15 protein-coding genes and 1 pseudogene are annotated in these 16,996 nt (G+C 67.1%); 7 read left to right on the top strand and 9 right to left on the bottom strand.

Annotated elements, in window-relative coordinates:
- Positions 1–554 precede the first annotated feature (554 nt).
- The 4 genes from rpsI to I55_RS07590 all read right to left on the bottom strand — a co-directional run bounded on the left by rpsI (position 555) and on the right by I55_RS07590 (position 3,718).
- Positions 555–1,031 carry a 30S ribosomal protein S9 gene (gene rpsI, locus I55_RS07600; protein WP_044559907.1) on the bottom strand — a complete coding sequence of 159 codons (477 nt, stop codon included), beginning with the start codon at positions 1,029–1,031 and terminating at the stop codon, positions 555–557.
- Between the two features lie 6 nt (positions 1,032–1,037).
- Positions 1,038–1,586 (bottom strand): hypothetical protein, encoded by a 549-nt coding sequence (locus I55_RS35780; RefSeq protein WP_148293622.1) that lies wholly within the window; start codon positions 1,584–1,586, stop codon positions 1,038–1,040.
- A 284-nt stretch (positions 1,587–1,870) separates the two neighbouring features.
- Entirely contained in the window at positions 1,871–2,692 is an 822-nt protein-coding gene (locus I55_RS07595; protein WP_044559913.1) for an IS5 family transposase, read from the bottom strand.
- Between the two features lie 123 nt (positions 2,693–2,815).
- A complete protein-coding gene (locus I55_RS07590) occupies positions 2,816–3,718 on the bottom strand; it encodes a LysR family transcriptional regulator (protein WP_044559912.1) in 903 nt (300 codons plus the stop codon).
- Between the two features lie 373 nt (positions 3,719–4,091).
- Between I55_RS07590 and I55_RS07585 the strand changes: the two genes are divergently transcribed.
- Positions 4,092–5,237 (top strand): FAD-dependent oxidoreductase, encoded by a 1,146-nt coding sequence (locus tag I55_RS07585; protein ID WP_044559911.1) that lies wholly within the window; start codon positions 4,092–4,094, stop codon positions 5,235–5,237.
- A 13-nt stretch (positions 5,238–5,250) separates the two neighbouring features.
- On the opposite strand, the gene I55_RS07580 is transcribed toward I55_RS07585, so the two are convergent.
- Positions 5,251–5,859 carry a hypothetical protein gene (locus tag I55_RS07580; protein WP_044559906.1) on the bottom strand — a complete coding sequence of 203 codons (609 nt, stop codon included), beginning with the start codon at positions 5,857–5,859 and terminating at the stop codon, positions 5,251–5,253.
- A 129-nt stretch (positions 5,860–5,988) separates the two neighbouring features.
- A complete protein-coding gene (locus I55_RS07575) occupies positions 5,989–7,176 on the bottom strand; it encodes a citrate synthase family protein (protein WP_044559910.1) in 1,188 nt (395 codons plus the stop codon).
- 115 nt (positions 7,177–7,291) lie between these two features.
- On the opposite strand from I55_RS07575, the gene I55_RS38975 reads away from it, so the two are divergent.
- The 3 genes and pseudogenes from I55_RS38975 to I55_RS38280 all read left to right on the top strand — a co-directional run.
- Positions 7,292–8,716, top strand: coding sequence for a CoA transferase (locus tag I55_RS38975; protein ID WP_199902497.1), 1,425 nt, complete (start codon positions 7,292–7,294; stop codon positions 8,714–8,716).
- Positions 8,717–8,797: 81 nt separating this feature from the next.
- The gene (locus I55_RS32850; RefSeq protein WP_148293621.1) at positions 8,798–9,370 is read left to right on the top strand and encodes a hypothetical protein; all 573 of its coding nucleotides are present in this window, start codon (positions 8,798–8,800) and stop codon (positions 9,368–9,370) included.
- A gap of 25 nt (positions 9,371–9,395) precedes the next feature.
- A pseudogene (locus tag I55_RS38280) lies at positions 9,396–10,562 on the top strand (PepSY-associated TM helix domain-containing protein); the annotation flags it as partial.
- 435 nt (positions 10,563–10,997) lie between these two features.
- On the opposite strand, the gene I55_RS36910 reads toward I55_RS38280, so the two are convergent.
- The gene (locus I55_RS36910; protein WP_159107136.1) at positions 10,998–11,468 is read right to left on the bottom strand and encodes a thioesterase family protein; all 471 of its coding nucleotides are present in this window, start codon (positions 11,466–11,468) and stop codon (positions 10,998–11,000) included.
- Between the two features lie 220 nt (positions 11,469–11,688).
- Here I55_RS36910 and I55_RS07555 point away from each other — a divergent pair, with 220 nt between their 5' ends.
- Entirely contained in the window at positions 11,689–11,910 is a 222-nt protein-coding gene (locus I55_RS07555) for a DUF1778 domain-containing protein (RefSeq protein ID WP_252181065.1), read from the top strand.
- Between the two features lie 77 nt (positions 11,911–11,987).
- Positions 11,988–12,404 carry a GNAT family N-acetyltransferase gene (locus I55_RS07550; RefSeq protein ID WP_252181064.1) on the top strand — a complete coding sequence of 139 codons (417 nt, stop codon included), beginning with the start codon at positions 11,988–11,990 and terminating at the stop codon, positions 12,402–12,404.
- Between the two features lie 22 nt (positions 12,405–12,426).
- Here the strand turns inward: I55_RS07550 and I55_RS07545 are convergent, their stop codons facing one another.
- Both I55_RS07545 and I55_RS07540 read right to left on the bottom strand, forming a co-directional pair.
- On the bottom strand, positions 12,427–14,091 hold the full coding sequence (locus I55_RS07545; RefSeq protein WP_044559902.1) for an AMP-binding protein: 1,665 nt from the start codon (positions 14,089–14,091) through the stop codon (positions 12,427–12,429).
- Positions 14,092–14,311: 220 nt separating this feature from the next.
- The gene (locus I55_RS07540; protein ID WP_044559901.1) at positions 14,312–15,943 is read right to left on the bottom strand and encodes a metallophosphoesterase; all 1,632 of its coding nucleotides are present in this window, start codon (positions 15,941–15,943) and stop codon (positions 14,312–14,314) included.
- Between the two features lie 488 nt (positions 15,944–16,431).
- Between I55_RS07540 and I55_RS36905 the strand changes: the two genes are divergently transcribed.
- A partial coding sequence (locus I55_RS36905; RefSeq protein WP_044559900.1) for an outer membrane beta-barrel protein occupies positions 16,432–16,996 on the top strand: 565 nt, incomplete at its 3' end.

Here is a 16,996-nt window from a genome sequence, read left to right as displayed (position 1 = left end):
ATGCAATTATGCATTCATCAAATCGATAGGTGAGATAGGGGTGTATCGGGGGAGGTGATTGGCGCTTCATTTTAGTTATCTAAATGTGCTGAGAGAGTAATCGCGCCATAGCACCAGCCACGCCATCGCCCGCGAGAGCTGGGTGGATGCCTACAGTTCAACAGCACCGCTAAGCGTCTGCCCCGCGCTCTTGGACGACACTTCTACGTCGGAGGCAACCACACTTGGTTCGATACTCTCGACGAGATGCAAGTTGTTCTAGACCAATAGCTGGCGTCAGATCGCTTGCATACTTCAGATGATCCCGCCGATACTGACGACGGGTGGTATCAGTCCACATAATCTTGGGATCTATTCTCGTCTTCGCAAACAGAACGAATCACAAGTGACTGATATCACTCCACTTATTTATGGACCAGGCTCTAAGGCGCGCTATCCGCTTCTCCACCCTCGTATGACCGCTCATTCTGTGGTCCTTGGTTTCGGCGGTAGGGCGGTGGAACAATGCCGTCGCAAACTGATCATGGCTGCCCCCGATAATGGCGGCGTCACTTTCATGTCGTGTCCCTCGTGCGCTTTCCGTACTTCGTGCGCTTTCCGTACTTCGTGCGACTCCTCAGGTGGTTCTCGCGGGTTAGGAGGCCGGCGTCCTGTAGCACTTGGCGGGTGGCCGGGTCGAAATAGGTCAGCGCGCTGCTAATGGCATTACGCAAGGCGACCGCTTGGTTGTGTTGACTGGCACTGGTAACGGTGGCGATGATGTCGAATTGTCCCGTGACGCCAGCGATCTCGAACGGTCGGCGGATTATCTTGTGCAGTGACGGGACGAAGTACTTGGACATGCCCATGCTGTTCACCATGATATCGCCGGAACCAGACATGAGCCACACACGGGCGATGGCGTTCCCATGCCGACCGGTGGCATAGGAGCGGCCCTGGGTATCGATTTTGCGCTCACCTCGTGCCACAGCAGATTTGGCTTTTGGATTGGGCCAAGGAGTAAGCGGATCTATGGTTGGTTTATCGCCCATATAGCCTTATTTCTTTTGCTCGGTCGCACTCAAAGGGTACCAAAAATATTCCTGCGGATATCTTTTGTTTATAGTGTCCTGTGCATTTTGAACTAATTTCTTATCTGCTGGCCTGTCTTCTTTTGGATCAACCGAAATCCTCATCTTTCTCATAACATCAAAACATATTTCTGCGCTATCAGATATAGCCATTTCCTCCATTATTTTCTGAATAACATCTTTGTGGAGGGACGATAGTACGCTATATACGCCCTGTATACTCGATATGCGCTCAATTTCATTCTCAATGCCCAAGTACGGCTTCATAATGCTCAATACAACGGCTATTCCGGTTAACGCGGCTAATGATAGAGAGCCTATGGGTACGCCTAGCAGCGTGGTACTCCAAAAAGAAAAACTCAAAACGGCCGATGTTCCCGCAAAAATGGCCAAGAATATGTTTAGCATCTTAAGTTTTTTCTTGGTTGTTGATAGGCGATTTGCATAATATTCTTTATTTAGTTCCGCATCTCTGAATTCGTCGTAAAATCTCTTAAATGCGTTTATTTCAGACATGGAGACACTCCTTGAGTGCATAAGTTGATATATAATCAACAAAAAACAGCATAGCTTTCCCTGATCCGAAAGTGAAATGGTATATGGTGCCGGATGTGGCTGCCGTTTGGTTGCATAACAGTGGGCAGGGAGACCGAGTCAGTGCCCGACTGCTCTCCCTGGGCCGATACCGAACTATTGACACTGATGGATGGCATAGCGGCGGGCGACACCCAACGACAGTCTTCTGGCACGGCGGAAAGGCCACTGATTTAAGAGTCCGGCCCGGAATCGGATAGGTAGTTTTAGGTCCTTGCCAATCTCCTGGTGAGGAGCTTGACGCTGGCAGCGAAGATCCAAGCCGTTGCGGTGTCGGTTCCCCGTTCGAAGTCCTTGGCGAGGCGGCGATTTCGGCCCAACCAGGCGAAGGTCCGTTCCACCACCCAGCGCTTGGGCAGGACGACGAAGCCCTGGGCGGTGTCGGATTGCTTGATGATCTCCAGGGGCCAATTGCCCATGGCGGCCAGGGCGGTCTCCAACTTGTCGCCCGCGTAGCCGCCATCGGCGAAGACATGCCGCAGCCACGGGAACGCGGCGCGGATCGAAGCCAGTACCGAAGGAGCGCCATCGCGGTCCTGGATATCGGCGCCATGAACGACCGCATCAACCAGTAACCCATTGGTATCCGTAATAATATGGCGTTTGCGGCCTTTCACCTTCTTGCCCGCGTCATACCCACGCACGCCACCGGCCTCCGTGGTCTTGGCCGATTGGCTGTCGATCACCCCGGCGCTGGGACTGGCCTCGCGGCCCATCCTTTCCCGCGCACGCATCAGCAGCAGATGGTTCAGCTGCTTCCGCGTCCCGTCGTTCCGCCAAGCGTAGAAGTAACACTGTACCGTTGTCCGCGGCGGGAAGCTGTCCGGCAGCATCCGCCACGCGCATCCGCCCTCCAGCACGTAGAAAATCGCCTCCACCACCGACCGTAGCTCCACCTCACGCGGACGGCCCCGCCGGTACGCGACACGAAGCGCCGGGCACAGGACGTCCCATTCTTCGTTCGTCAGATCGCTTGCATACTTCAGATGATCCCGCCGATACTGACGACGGGTGGTATCAGTCCACATAATCTTGGGATCCATTCTCATCTTCGCAAATAGAACGAATCACAAGTGACTGATATCACTCCACTTATTTATGGGCCAGGCTCTTAGCTGCTTGCACGGTATTTTCGGCGGCAAAGTTGTTTTTCACTCCCCCGCGCACTCCCTCAAATACCCCCGCAGCCAGATCAGGCCGGGGTCCCGGTCGAACTGGTAGTGCCACTGCATCATCTCGGTCATCACCGGGAACTCGATGGGGGCGGGCAGGACGCGCAGGGGCAGGTGGCGGGCATAGAGGCGGGCCAGGCGGGTGTGCATGGTGCTGATCATGTCGGTCTCCACCACTATGGCGGCGACGGAGGAGAAGTCGGGGGCGACGGCGCCGACCTTGCGGGCGTAGCCGTAGCGGTCCAGGAACCATTGCTCGAACGCCGGGGTGCGCTTGTCGCCGATGACCACCACCACATGGGCCATGTCCAGATAGCGCTCGAACGTCAGGGTCTCGCCCACGTCGGTGTTGCCCTGCCAGACGACGCAGCTGTGCGTCTCCTCGAACAGCAATTCCTTGGGCTGATCGCTGGCCAGATAGTCGTTGGGGGTGATCACCAGGTCGACGTCGCCCCGGTTCAGGCGGTCGTGGGCGGCGTCGGCCACGGCGCTGATCTCCAGCCGCAGGCCAGGGGCGTCGCGGCGCATCTGGCGGATGGCGCGGGCCAGCACCACCTCGGTGATATAGTCCGAGGCGACGATGCGGAAGGCGCGCTGGGCCGTGGCGGGGTCGAAGGTGGGGCGGGCCTCGATGGTGGTCTGCACCCGGATCAGGATGTCGCGCACCGGTTCCACCAGGGTCAGCGCCAGGGGGGTGGGCACCATGCTGCGCCCCACCATCACCATGATTTCGTCATCGAAATAATCCCGCAGGCGGGCCAGCGCCCCGCTCATGGCCGATTGGCTGAGGTGCAGGCGGTGGGCGGCGCGCGAGACGTTGCGCTCCTCCAGCAGCACGTCCAGCGCCACGAGTAGATTAAGGTCCAAGCGGCGGAAGCGCATGGCGTCCATCCTCCCAGTTTTATTATTTCAAGCGATAGCTCACCACACTTTGGTACGGCAAAACCGATAGCTGGTCGAGGCTTTTGGTGTCGCAGGCGAAGCGTCGCCCTGATTTCATGCCCCCTCAATCGCCGGGCGCCAGCATCCGCTGGCTTGGCTTCCTCGCTCCGCCCTGCGGTGCTCGCTCCGGCGGCCCCGGTCGGGGCCTACAGCGGCACGAGTCGAAACCTCGTGCCGCTGGTATCGGATATCGGGCGGACCAATGGGGCGCATCGAAAAATACGGCTCAAGCGATGGTGCCCCATCCCCTTACCGTTGCCGCCATAACAACGCGCCCGGGGATGGCCTCGCGGGCCACAGGGGAGGGATGGGCATGACGGCGGGACCAGTGCGGAAGGTGTTGATCGTGGGCGGCGGCATCGGCGGGCTGTGCCTGGCCTCGGCCCTGCGCGACCGGGGCCTGGAGGTCGACCTGGTGGAACTGCAACGGGAATGGACGGTCTACGGCGTCGGCATCATCCAGCAGTGCAACGTCATCCGCGCCATGGCGGACCTGGGCCTGATGGACCGCTACCTGGGCGCCGGCTTCCCGTTCGAGGGGGTGGGCATGTACGCGGCCGATGGCCGCCCGCTGGCCAGGATACCGGGCCAGCGCCTGGCGGGGCCGCAGTATCCCGCCAACCTCGGCATCTCCCGCCTGGCGCTGCACACGGTGCTGAGCGCCGCGGCGCTGGAGAAGGGCACGGCCGTGCGCCTGGGCACCACGGTGGAGCGGCTGGACCAGGGTGACGCTTCCGGGACGTCGGGCGGCGTGGATGTGACGTTCAGCGACGGGACCACCGGCCGCTATGACCTGGTGGTGGGGGCGGACGGGCTCTATTCCAAGGTGCGCGGCCTGCTGTTCCCGGAGGCGCCCACGCCGCGCTTCACCGGCCAGGCGGTCTGGCGCCACAACTTTCCCCGGCCGGCGGAGATCGACCACCTGGCCACCTTCGCCGGGCCCGATGGCTATGCCGGCCTCTGCCCCCTGTCCCACGACCTGATGTACCTGTTCCTGACGTCGGAGGAGCCGGGCAACCCCCGCATGCCGGCCGATCAGCTGCACACCCTGATGCGCGACCGGTTGAAGCCCTTCGGCGGCCTGGTGGGCGCGTTGCGGGAGCGGATCACCGACCCGGCCCAGGTCGTCTACAAGCCCATGGAGGTGCTGATGATGCCGGCGCCCTGGTACCGGGGCCGCGTGGTCCTGCTGGGCGACGCCGTGCACGCCACCACCCCGCACCTGGGCCAGGGGGCGGGCATGGCTATCGAGGATGCCGTGGTGCTGGCCGAGCTGCTGCCCCAGGACGCCGCCATCGGCGACCTGCTGGACCGCTACATGGAACGGCGGTTCGAGCGCTGCCGCTTCATCGTCGACAGCTCCATCCTGGCCGGCGAGTGGGAGATGGCCCGCCGCCAGGACGTGGACCGCGTCGGCCTGGTGAAGACGATGCTGGAGGTGACGGCGCGGCCGGTGTGAGGCGGCGCGTGCCTTACCCCGCCAGCCCCAGCGCCAGGGCGGAGCCGGTGAAGGGCAGCATCGTGGTGTAGCCGGCGGGCGGCGGGGTGACGGGGGTGGCGGCGCTGGTGCCGAACTGGGTGATGCCGGCGCCGATGGCATCGGCCAGGTCCAGGAGGCGGCCCCCGAACTCGAACGGCAGGCTGTCGACCAGGCGGGCGGAGAAGATGGTGCCGCCCGCCACGGGGGCCAGCACGGCGCCCACCGCCACGGCCACGGTGGTGCCCGCCACCAGGCTGGTGCGGCGGAAGGTGGCGATGCGCTCGCCCCTCGCGAAGCTGGCCGGCCGGTCGAAGCTGGCGGCCGGCTGGCGCTGCAGGTACAGCGAGAACTCCCCCACCGGGTCGAGGCTGAGCGACAGCGCGCCGTTGGCGACCCCGCCGGCGGTGAAGGGGCGGGCCGCGAAGGTGAAGTGGGCGGTGGCCTCGGACGGCGGGGCGCCGGGCGGGCCATCAAAGAGGGGGACGTCCGGGAAGGGCAGGTGCAGGAAATAGCCGTAGTCCGCCAGGGTGCCGTCGTCGGCCGCATAGAAGCGGCCGGTGGCGTACCAGGCGATCTCTCCGGGCAACAGGGGTAGGGTCATGAGGGACACTCCGCTGGGGGTTCCACCCGTATACGGTGTGCCGCCGGCGCCTGCATCCTGGGGGGAGGGCATATCGCTTCGGGACGGGGCCCAGGTTCCCGGCTCATGCCCCCGGCTTACGCCCCCGGCTCAGGCACCCGGTCGGGGCCCGGTGTACAGCGCGCGGGGGCGGATCAGCTGGGCGTCGGCGCGCTGCTCCAGCGCATGGGCGATCCAGCCCAGGGAGCGGCCCAGCGCGAACAGGCCGAAGGCGCTGCCCGGCGGCAGGTCCAGGTGACGGCGCAGCGCCACCAGGGCGAAATCGATGGTCGGCGGCTGGCCCACCAGGCGCTGCGCCTGTTCCATCACCACCGCCCAGGCGGGGCGGTGGGGCCGGATGCGGGACAGCAGGGCCGTGGCGCGCGGGTCGCCGGCCGGATAGAGCGGGTGGCCGTGGCCCGGGATGTCCTCCCCCCGCGCCAGGCGCCGGCGCAGGCGGCCCGCCGTCTCCCCGTCGGCGCCGACCTCGTCCCACAGCGCCTCCACCCGGGCGGTCAGGCCGCCGTGACGGGTGCCGCTGAGCGCCGCCAGCCCGCCCAGCACGGCCGCCCGCAGGCTGGCGCCGGTGGAGGCGACGCAGCGGGCGGTGAAGTTGGAGGCGTTCAGCTCATGGTCGGCGCACAGCACCAGGGCCATGCGCACCAGGTCCGCCCCCTCCTTGTCCAGCGCCCAGGCCTTGGCGCACTGCGTGTGGATGGGGGCGGCGCTGGGGGCGGTGCCCAACAGGCAGGCTGTCAGCAGCCGCACCAGGGCGGCGGCCCCCAGCGCCAGCCGGCCGGGGGCCCGCTGCCAGGCGGCGGTGTCGGCATCCTCGCTGCCCAGGGCCAGCAGGGGCAGCAGCGCCTCCTCCGCCCGGCGGCCGCGGAAGGCGGCCTGGGCCGCCGCGAAGGCCGGCGCCGGGGTGGGGGCGGGGGCGCCGAACGCCTCTTGCGCCGGCACCTGCCACAGCAGGCCCGCCACCTCCTCCACCGTCGCGCGGCTGGCCAGCGCGGTGGCGTCCTGGCCCCGGTAATACAGGTGGCCGTCCTGGATCAGGGTGATGGCCGATTCCAGCACCGGCAGGCCCCAGTCCAGCGTGGCCTTGGCGATGTCCTTGGGCCGGCGGCCCCGGGTGCGGGACAGGGCCAGCCGGTCGACCTCCGCCGCTAGGTAGCGGCTCTCCCGCGTGTCACCATCCGTATGGGCGCGCAGCAGTCCCCGGCTGACATAGGAATAGAGGGTGGGACGGGAGACGCCCAGCCGGGTGGCGGCCTGGGCGGCGGTCAGCAGGTCGGCCATGGATGGGGACGCCTCACGTTGATGATCATAATCAATGTTGATCAAGTTAAACGACATTGACGATTTATGGCAGCGGTTCATCGTCAGGGCCATCCCGGATTTGAGGAGACGCCCGATGACCACCCCCGACCGCCACTTCCTGGAAACCCTGTGGCGGGCGCTGGACGGCGCGCCCGATGCCCCGGCACGGGTGGCCTTCACCGGCGCCGGCGACCTGCCGTCCGTCTTCCCGGTCAGCGACCTGGCCGTGGCCGCCGTCGCCGTGGCCGGCTTGGCCCTGTCCGAGCTGCTGGGGGCGGAGCCGGGGAAGGCGCCGGCGGTGACGGCCGACCGCCGCCTGGCCTCCTTCTGGTTCGGTTGGTCCCTACGACCCCGGGGTTGGGATCTGCCATCGCCGTGGGACGCGGTGGCGGGCGACTATGCCGCCGCCGATGGCTGGATCCGCCTGCACACCAACGCCCCGCACCACCGCGCCGCCGCCCTGTCCGTGCTGGGCGTCGCGGCGGAGCGGGCGGCGGTGGCCCGCGCCGTGGCCGGTTGGCGGGCGGGGGAGCTGGAGGCGGCGGTGGTGGCGGCCGGCGGCTGCGCGGCGGAGATGCGCGGCGCCGACGCCTGGGCGGCGCACCCCCAGGGCCGGGCGGTGGCAACCACTCCCCTGCTGACGCTGGATGGGGTGGGGGAGGCAGCAGGGCAGGGGGCGGTGCCGGACTGGCCGCTGGACCCCGCCCGGCCGCTGGCCGGCATCCGCGTCCTGGACCTCACCCGCGTGCTGGCCGGCCCCGTGGCGACGCGCTTCCTGGCCGGCTATGGCGCCCAGGTGCTGCGCATCGATCCGCCGGACTGGGACGAGCCGGCCCTGGTGGCGGAGGTGACGCCGGGCAAGCGCTGCGCCCGGCTGAACCTGCGGCAGGCGACCGACCGCGCCGTGTTCGAGCGCCTGCTGGCCCAGGCCGACGTGCTGGTCCACGGCTACCGCCCCGACGCCCTGGCCCGCCTGGGCCTGGACGCCGCCCGCCGCCGGTCGCTGAACCCCGGCCTGGTCGACATCTGTCTGGACGCCTACGGCTGGGACGGCCCCTGGGCCGGCCGGCGCGGCTTCGACAGCCTGGTGCAGATGAGCTGCGGCATCGCCGAGGCCGGCATGCGGCTGCTGGGCCGCGACCGGCCCACGCCGCTGCCGGTGCAGGCCCTGGACCACGCCACCGGCTACATCCTGGCGGCCATGGCGCTGCGCGGCCTGGCGTTGCGGCGGCGGACCGGCCAGGGTGTCCAGGGCCGGACCGCCCTGGCCGCCACCGCCCGCCTGCTGATGGCGGGCGGGGCGCGGGCGACCGACGCGCCCCCGCCGGCGGCCGACGCCGGCCGACTGGGCGCCGGGGCTGGAGCGCACCGCCTGGGGACCCGCCCGCCGCCTGGCCCCACCCGTGGTGGTCGCGGGGGCGCCGCTGGCCTGGGACCTGCCGGCGGGACCGCTGGGCGCCGCCGCCGCCCGATGGGTCTGATGTTCGCCATTGCAATTGCGAATTACTCTTACCTATAGTGCCGGACGGCCCGGGGCGCCGGCGATGGGGATGTCGCGCCGCGCGCCGCACAGGCACGGGATTTCGGCGCGGATGGCGGCATGACGGCGATTGGTGGGTACATCGGGGGATTGGTCCTGACGGTGCTGGGCATCGTTCTGCTGCGCCGGGTCTGGGCCGCGTCCGGCGTTTCACGCTGGCGCGCCCTGCCGGGCTGGGGGCTGATCCTGGCCGGTTTCGCCGGCTGGCTGGCCGTGGCCGACGCCGACAAGGCCATCGTCATCGGCTGCCTGGCCTTTTCCCTGGTGGGGTATGGCGTGGTCGCCCTGGGCCGGGACCGCCGGCGCCGGCCGCACCGCGCGCCGAAGGAGGCCGTGGCCGTCCCGGCGGACCCGGCCGGGCGCGCCTGGGTGACCGCCCTGCGCGGCACCGCCCGTGTCCTGCTGGCGGGTCCGCTGGCCGCCATGCTGGGCCTGTCGCTGGCCGCCCTGATGGCCGTGCGCGGCGGCGGGATCGAGGCCGACCGCCTGGTCGCCGGCGGCTTCATCGGCCCCGTCGCCTGGGGCGTGGCCATGACCTGGGCGCTGGTGGATGCCCGCCTGGCGCGCGTGGGCCTGCTGCTGCCGCTGACCACCGGCGTCGCCGTGGCCGCCGCGTGGATGGCGCGGGTCTGAGGGGAACCCTGAGGGGGGAAATATCATGCTGAAGCACGTCGCCGCCCGTGTCCTCGCCCGCCGCAAGGCCATCCCTGGAGGAGGGGATTCCACCAAGCCCCGTGCGCGCGGCGGCTTCGTCCAGGCGTCGCTGGCCGGGCATTCCGCCCTGGGCCTGGGGCTGGGCGCGCTGATCTACATCGTCTGTCTCAGCGGGGCCATCGCCGTCTTCGCGGAGGATCTGAGCCGTTGGGAATGGGCCGGGATCGAGGAGACGGCCAGCATGCCGCCGGCCGTGGTGGACGCGGCCATGGCCACCGGCCTGGCCCGCGCGGCGGAGAAGGCCGGCGGCTTGGACAAGGTGACGGCGCTGTACGGCATCCTGCCCCGGGCGGACTGGCCCCACCTGGAGGTGATGGCCTTCACCGCCGGTGGTGGGGAGATGGGGTGGCGGGCCGATGCCGACGGCGTGCTGGCCGAGACCGCGACCCACGACTGGACCGGTGTCATCGGCGAGGTGCACATGGCGCTGACGCTGCCCGGCCTGTGGGGCGGGCTGGCCGTGGGTGTGGTGGGCATCGCGCTGCTGTCGCTGCTGTTCTCCGGCATCCTGGCGCACCCGCGCATCTTCCGCGACGCCTTCGCCCTGCGGCTGACCGGCGCGCGGCGCCTGGGCCTGGCCGACCTGCATAACCGGCTCAGCGTCTGGGGCCTGCCCTTCCACATCGGCATCACCGTGACCGGCACCCTGTTCGCGCTGGCCAGCCTGATGATCCTGGTGGTGGCCCAGGTGGGCTACAAGGGCAACCTGACCCGGGCATCGGCCGCCATCACCGGGCCGGAGATCACGGCCGACGCCACGCCCCAGCCGCTGCCGCCGCTGGCCCTGCTGCAAAGCCAGGTGGCCGATCCCACCCCCGGCGCGCCGCGCGTCTCCCGCTTCTTCTATGTCGAGCGGCCGGGCACCCGGGGCCAGCGCGTGCTGATGGACATGACGCGCCGCGACGGGCTGACCCAGGGCGACCGCTTCTACTTCGACGGCGATGGGAAGTTCCTGCGGCCAGCCGGCTTCCTGGACGGTTCCGTGGGCCTCAAGGTCTACGGCGCCTCGCTGGCCCTGCACTGCGGCACCTACGGCGGCCTGGCCATCCGGCTGGTCTATGGCGTCCTGGGCCTGGCGCTCAGCGTCGTGACCGCCACCGGCTTTTCCATCTTCCTGGCCCGCCGGCGCGACCGGGGCCGGCCGCTGCCCCGGCTGGAACGGGCATGGGCCGGGGTCACCTGGGGCGTGCCCCTGGGCGTGACCGCGTCGGCCGCCGCCACCCTGGTGCCGGCCCTGGCGCATGAGCCGGTCTATCTGTGGAGTTTCTGGGGCCTGGTGGTGGCCGTGCCGCTGCTCAGCCTGCCGCTGCCCTCCGGCCCGCAGGCGTCGCGCACCCTGCGCCTGGTGCTGGGCGCCGCGCTCGTGCTGCTGGCCGGCGCCCACGCTGCCGGCCACGCCGTGGGCCATGGCGGCATCACCCCGCTGCCGGCGGCGGCCCTGGCCGTGGACCTGGTCCTGGCCGTGGCGGGCATCGGCTTCGTCGCCAGTACGGGCCTGGTGGGCCGCCGCGCCCGGACCCTGGCCGCCCAGGCCAATTCCGGCGCCTTAAGCGGGTTCCTTCACCACCATGGTGCGCAGTACGGCGGCCACATCCTCGGGAATGGGGGTGGGGCGGCGGGTGGCGTTGTCGACGTAGACATGGACGTAGTGCCCGGCGGCGGCCGGCGCGTCCTCCTCATTGCGGAACAGCGCCAGCTCATAGCGCACGCTGCTGCGGCCCATGTGCGCCACCCGCACCCCCACCGTCACCCGGTCGGGGAAGGTGATGGGCGCGAAGTAACGGCACTGCGTCTCCACCACCAGGGCGATGGCCGTGCCCTTGTCCGGCGCCAGCACGCCTTTCTCGATCATGTGCTGGTTCACCGCCGTGTCGAAGTAGCTGTAGTAGACCACGTTGTTGACATGGCCATAGGCGTCGTTGTCGGCCCAGCGGGTGGTGATGGGCTGGAAGTGGCGATAGTCGGCGCGGCTTTCGGGGTGGGGCGTGGCCGGGGTGTTTGTGGCAGGGGTGCTCATCAGGCTTCCTTGCGAAGGGGGGCGGACGCCCTTCAGGAGATACCCGCTGGGACGGCAACGGCGCCAGCGGTTTTGCCGGGGCGGCATCGGGCCGGTAAAGGATTGTGTTGCATATGTATACACAATTTTGTACCTTCAAATCCCACACAGCGAGGATGTCATGGCAGGCACATCGGAAGCCGTCACGATCAATATCCGGGCACGGGCATCACAGCGGGACTTGATCGACCAAGCCGCTGAACGCCTGGGGCGCAGCCGGTCCGATTTCATGCTGGAGGCCGCCTGCCGGCAAGCGGAGGACGTCCTGCTGGATCAGACTTACTTCGCCTTGGCGCCGGATCGCTTTGCCGCTTTCCAGGCGCTGTTGGATGCGCCGCCCCCGCCATCCGACCGTCTGCGCCGTACCTTGCAGGCTAAAGGCCCCTGGGACGGCGACCAGTGATTACCAAGCCGGAGCCCTTGACGCCCCATCATCGGCTTGATGGCTTTGAAAGCGGGGTGCCATCCCTGGATGAATGGTTGAGGCGGAGGGCGCTGAAGAACCAGGCCAATGGTTCGTCCCGAACCTATGTGATCTGCGAGGGTGACGCGGTGGTCGGCTACTATTGCTTGGCGGCCGGAGGAATTGGCCACGCCGAGGCGCCGTCGGCGATGCGGCGCAATAGACTGGACCCGATACCGGTGCTGGTTCTCGGGCGCCTGGCCATACATCGAAATCATCACCAGCGGGGGCTGGGGACGGCCATGCTGCGCGATGCCATTCAGCGGACCTTGCAGGCGGCGGAGATCGCTGGAATTACGGCCTTGCTGGTCCATGCGTTGTCGGAGGATGCGAAGCGGTTTTATCGATCCCGTGGCTTCCTGGACTCTCCAATCCAACCCATGACCCTGTGCCTGATGTTGGCCACCGTGACGGCGGCGCTGGAGCGGCCCTGAAGGCTGTCCAGCGCCCTTGCCCTCACTCCGCCGCTGGTGCCGCCGCGGCCCTCTCCGTGACCTGGGCCGCCTTGGCGCGTTCCTCGGCCACCAGGGGCTGTTTCCACAGCTTGCCCACGGCGGTCTTGGGCAATGCGTCGCGGAACTCCAGCGCCGCCGGCAGTTCGTGGCGGCCCAGCTTGTCGGCCAGGAAGGCGCGCAATTCCTCCAGGGTGAAGCGGGCGGCGTCGGGGCGCAGGGTGACGAAGGCCTTGGCGCTCTCGCCGCGATAGCTGTCGGGGATGCCGATGACGATGACCTCTGCCACGGCGGGGTGCTCGTAGATCGCTTCCTCCACCACGCGGGGATAGACGTTGTAGCCACCGGACAGGATCATGTCCTTGCGCCGGTCGACGATGAACATGAAGCCGTCATCGTCCAGGTAACCGATGTCGCCGGTGCGGAACAGGCCGTCGATGAAGGCGTCGCGCGTCTCCTCCGGCTGTTTGTAATAGCCCTGGGTGACGTTGCGGCCCTTGATGCAAATCTCACCCTTCTCGTTCGGGCCCAACGCCTTGTGCGGGGCGGCCAGGTCGCGGATCTCGATGGTGATGCCGGGCATGGGGATGCCGGCGGAGCCCACCTTGCGCTTATGCGGCGGGGTGATGGTGCCGGCGGGGCTGGTCTCGCTCATGCCCCAGCCTTCCAGCACGGGCTTGCCCGTCGCCGCCTCGAACTCATGGGCCAGTTCCACCGGCAAAGGCGCGCCGCCGCTGCCCACGAACTTCAGGCTGCTGAAGTCGATGTCCTTCACGCGGGGGCTGGAGGCGATGGCCCGGTGCATGGTGGGCACGCCGGCGAACAGGGTGGGCTTGTGGTCGCGGATGCTGTCCAGCACGGCGTCGGTGTCCCAGCGCGGGTGCAGGACCATGCGATAGCCATTGCGCACGGCGCGCACCATCAGCGTGTCCAGCGCGTAGATGTGGAACAGCGGCAGCACCACCAGCAGCGTTTCCTGACCCGGCGCCAGGCCCAGGAAGCGGCTGAAGGTGTCATAGGCGTCGGCCGAGGCGCTGAGGTTCTGGTGGGTCAGCATAGCGGGCTTGGGCAGGCCCGTGGTGCCGCCGGAGAACTGCAGCGTGGCCAGGTCGTTCAGGCCGCGCGCGGGCCAACCGGCGGCGGGAGCCTCCGCCGGGGCCAGCAGGGCGGTGAAGGGTAGGGCGCCGGCGGGCATGGCCTCGGGCGGGAGCCCTTTGCCGGCGAAGTCGGTGGGGCCGGCCACCACCAGGCGCACGCCGGGCGCCAGCGGCACCTTGTCCGCCAGCCCGGCGAAGCTGACGACCAGCTGGATGTCGGCTTTGGCCTGCTTGTGGCTCAGCTCCCGCTCCGCGTCCAGCGGGCTCATCGGCACCACCACGCCGCCGGCCTTCAGCACGGCGTAGAAGGCCAGGACGAAATGGGGGGTGTTGGGCAGGTGCAGGCCGACATGGACGCCGGGGCCCACCCCCATCTTGGCCAGGTTGGCCGCCACGCGGGCGCACAGCGCGCCGAAGGTGGCGAAGTCCAGGGTCTGGCCCATGCAGGTCAGGAAGGGGTTGGCCGGCCAGGTGGCCACGGCGTGGTCCAGATCCTCCACCAGCGTGGGCAGGTCCGGTTCGCTGTCCCACTGCACGCCCGGCGGATAGGACTTTTCCCACAGCATCGTCATGGCGATGGTCTCCTCCCATTTTTAGCCCGGGCCTTCGCGTCGAGGCCGGGTTAGCAAGCGCTATGCTTTCATGGGCGGCGGCCCTTTGCCAAGGGGCATGGTTGGATCGCGGCAAGACCGCGCCCCGGCGAGATATCCCCGCCCCGCCGAAACGGGACGGGGATATGGCCTTCAGACCACTGTGTTACCTGCCGAATGGCCAACCGGCCAGCGCCTGGTGTCAGGGCAGGATCGGCATCATCACCGTGGTGTTGGTCTCCGGATCCAGCGTGTAGATGAACCCGCCCATGACAACGGTGGTTTCCGCGTCCAGTATGGAAATGATCATGGTGTTGGTGCTGGGAGGTAGGGTGGGGTTGTACTCAGCCGGGCCGTCTGTCTGCACCGTGGTGGTGTTCCCCCCGCCAACCGGCTGGGCCGCCGGCCCGATGGTCAAGGTGCCGCCACCACCGACGGAGAGGGTGCCATTCATGTAGATGTTCAGGCTGAGGCTCTGCGCGCCGCCGTTCGTGGCCAGGGTCAGGCCGCTGGGCAGATCCGGCACGGCGGACTGGACTTGCAGGGCATTCACGTAGGTGAGGTCGGCGACCGTTACGAATTGTCCATCACGCAGGATGGCCAGGTGATCGTACAAGGCCCAGGCCCAGGGTGACTTTGATTTGGAGGGCGGCGGCGCGGCCCAGAACTGGACGCTGAGCATGGTCGAACCGACCAGGATGATTTGAAAGCCGTAAAGCCCGGTCGTCTGCGCCTGCGCGCAGTCGGCGGAGAATTTGACCGATGGGTTGTCCGGCGCGCCGATGGCCGGGAAGCTGGCTGGGTCTTCCGGTGATCCGCCAACGCCGTTGACGATGTAGGGTATGGGCGACTTGGTCCTGTCGCAGTAGTGCAGGCGCTGGTACGCGTGGACGTGGCCCGAGAGCACCAGGTCGACATTGGCATGGGCGTGGGCGGCCACCGTGTCGAAGAATTGGAAATAGCCTGTGCTCGGATGGCCGCCATACTGCTCACCCGACGTGGTGAAGGGCGGCTGGTGGGCGAATGCGATATTCCAGGCGGGGGCCGCCCCCGCCATCTGGGCCAGCCCAACCGCCCTCAAGGCCTTCTTGAACCATTGCACCTGGGGGGAGGCGCCGATGTCGATGGTGAGGTCAGCCATTGTCGCTTGGGTGATGCGCGGATTGTCGTCAGCGAGGACCAGTGTTCCCAGCGCTTGCTCGTTGGGATCGTTGCTGAGGGCGAAGATGTTGACTGGCGCCTCATTGAGGGTGAGAGCGTAATATCGAATACATGGAGCCTCGAGAGAAATATCTGTGTAAGGCGGATCGCAGGTCGGCATGGGGGAATAGGGATTATTGGGAAGGCATAGACCGGAATAGATGCTCTGATATAGATCGTCACCATTCATCATGTAGATGGTGCCGTACTCTGAAGATGTCATTCTGGTATTTTGTTTCCACCAGTCATGATCGCCTATGATTGGAAAGAAATACATGCCATTTGCAAATTTTCCCGACTCTGGCCTGAAAGGCTCCGCCGCCGTCGCCGACAGGTCGATGTATTGGGCATAGAGGTCGCTGACCGCGGCGACATATTCCTGAACCGTGCCGGGCGTCTGCTCTCCTTCGCTGCTGTCTTCCGGGTAATAGACTTGGTCGCCCAGCGACAGGATATAGGACGGCACGTCACCATCGCCGCCTTGGTTCTTCGATAGCGGCAGCCAGGAAGTCATCTGATGGGCGACAGCGGCGGCGGCTTTGGGGTTCACGCCGTGATGACCCGATCCGAAATCGCCCACCGCGCCTAATCGGCATTGCAGCGTCCCGATGAAGGGGGCGGCCTCGTCCGGCATGCTTGGTGCGCTTGTTGAAATAGAAGTGGAAGACATTAAAGGCCTCTTTTCGGTTGGCACCCGTCTCTTAAAGCGCGCATCGATAATGAAGCGCGTCCTTCGCCGGGGAATGGGGCGCGTATTGCGCAGCAGTATTTATGCCAACCAATTATATATTTAATATCAATGGCTTATGGACGGTGGTTGGTAATTCAGGCCGGCGGCGGGCATGTCGGACACGTCGGGCATTACCATGGGACAATGCCTCGGAGGCGGTGCCGATTACTTGGCGCCAACTGCAGGATCAGCGAACGGTGTCCGCCGCGAGCTTCGGGAAGCACCACAGTGTAAGCATTGGCATACAGGTGGAGGCGATGCGTCAAGGCAGCCGGAGTTTAACTTTTTTTATTTCCGGGTGCCTGCTTTCACATCGAACTTTAAGGCGGCCCTGCCGTCTCTTGGCGCCACGCCGGCACCCCGCCGGAGAGAAGATCAAGAGACGCCTTGCCATGTCGCATTCCATCCAGTCCACCATTCCCCGCCGTCGCGTCCTGTGCGTCGCCACGGCCGCCTGCGCCCTGACGCTGGGCGCTGTCGCCGCTCACGCGGACGAGGATGCCGCCCCGGCCGGCGCGCCCGCCGGCATCACGTTCAGCGGCTTGGTGGAGGTCGGCGTCACCGCCGCCGACCATGGCGCTGACCGCGGCCCCAACTATGGCCACCTGTTCACCGACAGGACCGACCAGCTGGTGCTGAACCAGGCGGTGGGCACCATCGCCAAGGATGCTGGCTCCGGTGACGACTTCGGCTGGGGCTTCAAGCTGCAGGGGATGGTCGGCACCGACGCGCGCTACACCCACTTCCTGGGCGAGCTGGACCGAAGCATCGGCGAACGTACCCAGCTGGACATCGTCGAGGCCAACATCACCGCCCACATCCCGCAGGTCGCCGGCGGCAGCCTGGACCTGAAGGTGGGGCAGTACGCCTCGCCCCTGGGTGCGGAAACCATCGTGGCGTCCAGCAACCCCCAGCTACATCTTCAACTTTGGCCTGCCGTTCAAGCACACCGGCGCC

The organism is Azospirillum sp. B4, from assembly GCF_000333275.1.
Classification (GTDB): Bacteria; Pseudomonadota; Alphaproteobacteria; order Azospirillales; family Azospirillaceae; genus Nitrospirillum.
The sequence above is the reverse complement of the archived record's forward strand: the minus strand, read 5'-3'. Positions and strand labels throughout refer to the sequence as shown.

Bases quoted from the DNA above. Each gene is read 5' to 3' on its own strand.
- I55_RS07590 (WP_044559912.1), bottom strand. From the start codon at position 3,718: ATGCGCTTCCGCCGCTTGGACCTTAATCTACTCGTGGCGCTGGACGTG.
- I55_RS35780 (WP_148293622.1), bottom strand. From the start codon at position 1,586: ATGTCTGAAATAAACGCATTTAAGAGATTTTACGACGAATTCAGAGAT.
- I55_RS07540 (WP_044559901.1), bottom strand. From the start codon at position 15,943: ATGCCGGACGAGGCCGCCCCCTTCATCGGGACGCTGCAATGCCGATTA.
- I55_RS38975 (WP_199902497.1), top strand. From the start codon at position 7,292: ATGACCACCCCCGACCGCCACTTCCTGGAAACCCTGTGGCGGGCGCTG.
- I55_RS07575 (WP_044559910.1), bottom strand. From the start codon at position 7,176: ATGGCCGACCTGCTGACCGCCGCCCAGGCCGCCACCCGGCTGGGCGTC.
- I55_RS36910 (WP_159107136.1), bottom strand. From the start codon at position 11,468: ATGAGCACCCCTGCCACAAACACCCCGGCCACGCCCCACCCCGAAAGC.
- I55_RS07545 (WP_044559902.1), bottom strand. From the start codon at position 14,091: ATGACGATGCTGTGGGAAAAGTCCTATCCGCCGGGCGTGCAGTGGGAC.
- I55_RS07585 (WP_044559911.1), top strand. From the start codon at position 4,092: ATGACGGCGGGACCAGTGCGGAAGGTGTTGATCGTGGGCGGCGGCATC.
- rpsI (WP_044559907.1), bottom strand. From the start codon at position 1,031: ATGGGCGATAAACCAACCATAGATCCGCTTACTCCTTGGCCCAATCCA.
- I55_RS07580 (WP_044559906.1), bottom strand. From the start codon at position 5,859: ATGACCCTACCCCTGTTGCCCGGAGAGATCGCCTGGTACGCCACCGGC.
- I55_RS32850 (WP_148293621.1), top strand. From the start codon at position 8,798: ATGACGGCGATTGGTGGGTACATCGGGGGATTGGTCCTGACGGTGCTG.
- I55_RS07595 (WP_044559913.1), bottom strand. From the start codon at position 2,692: ATGTGGACTGATACCACCCGTCGTCAGTATCGGCGGGATCATCTGAAG.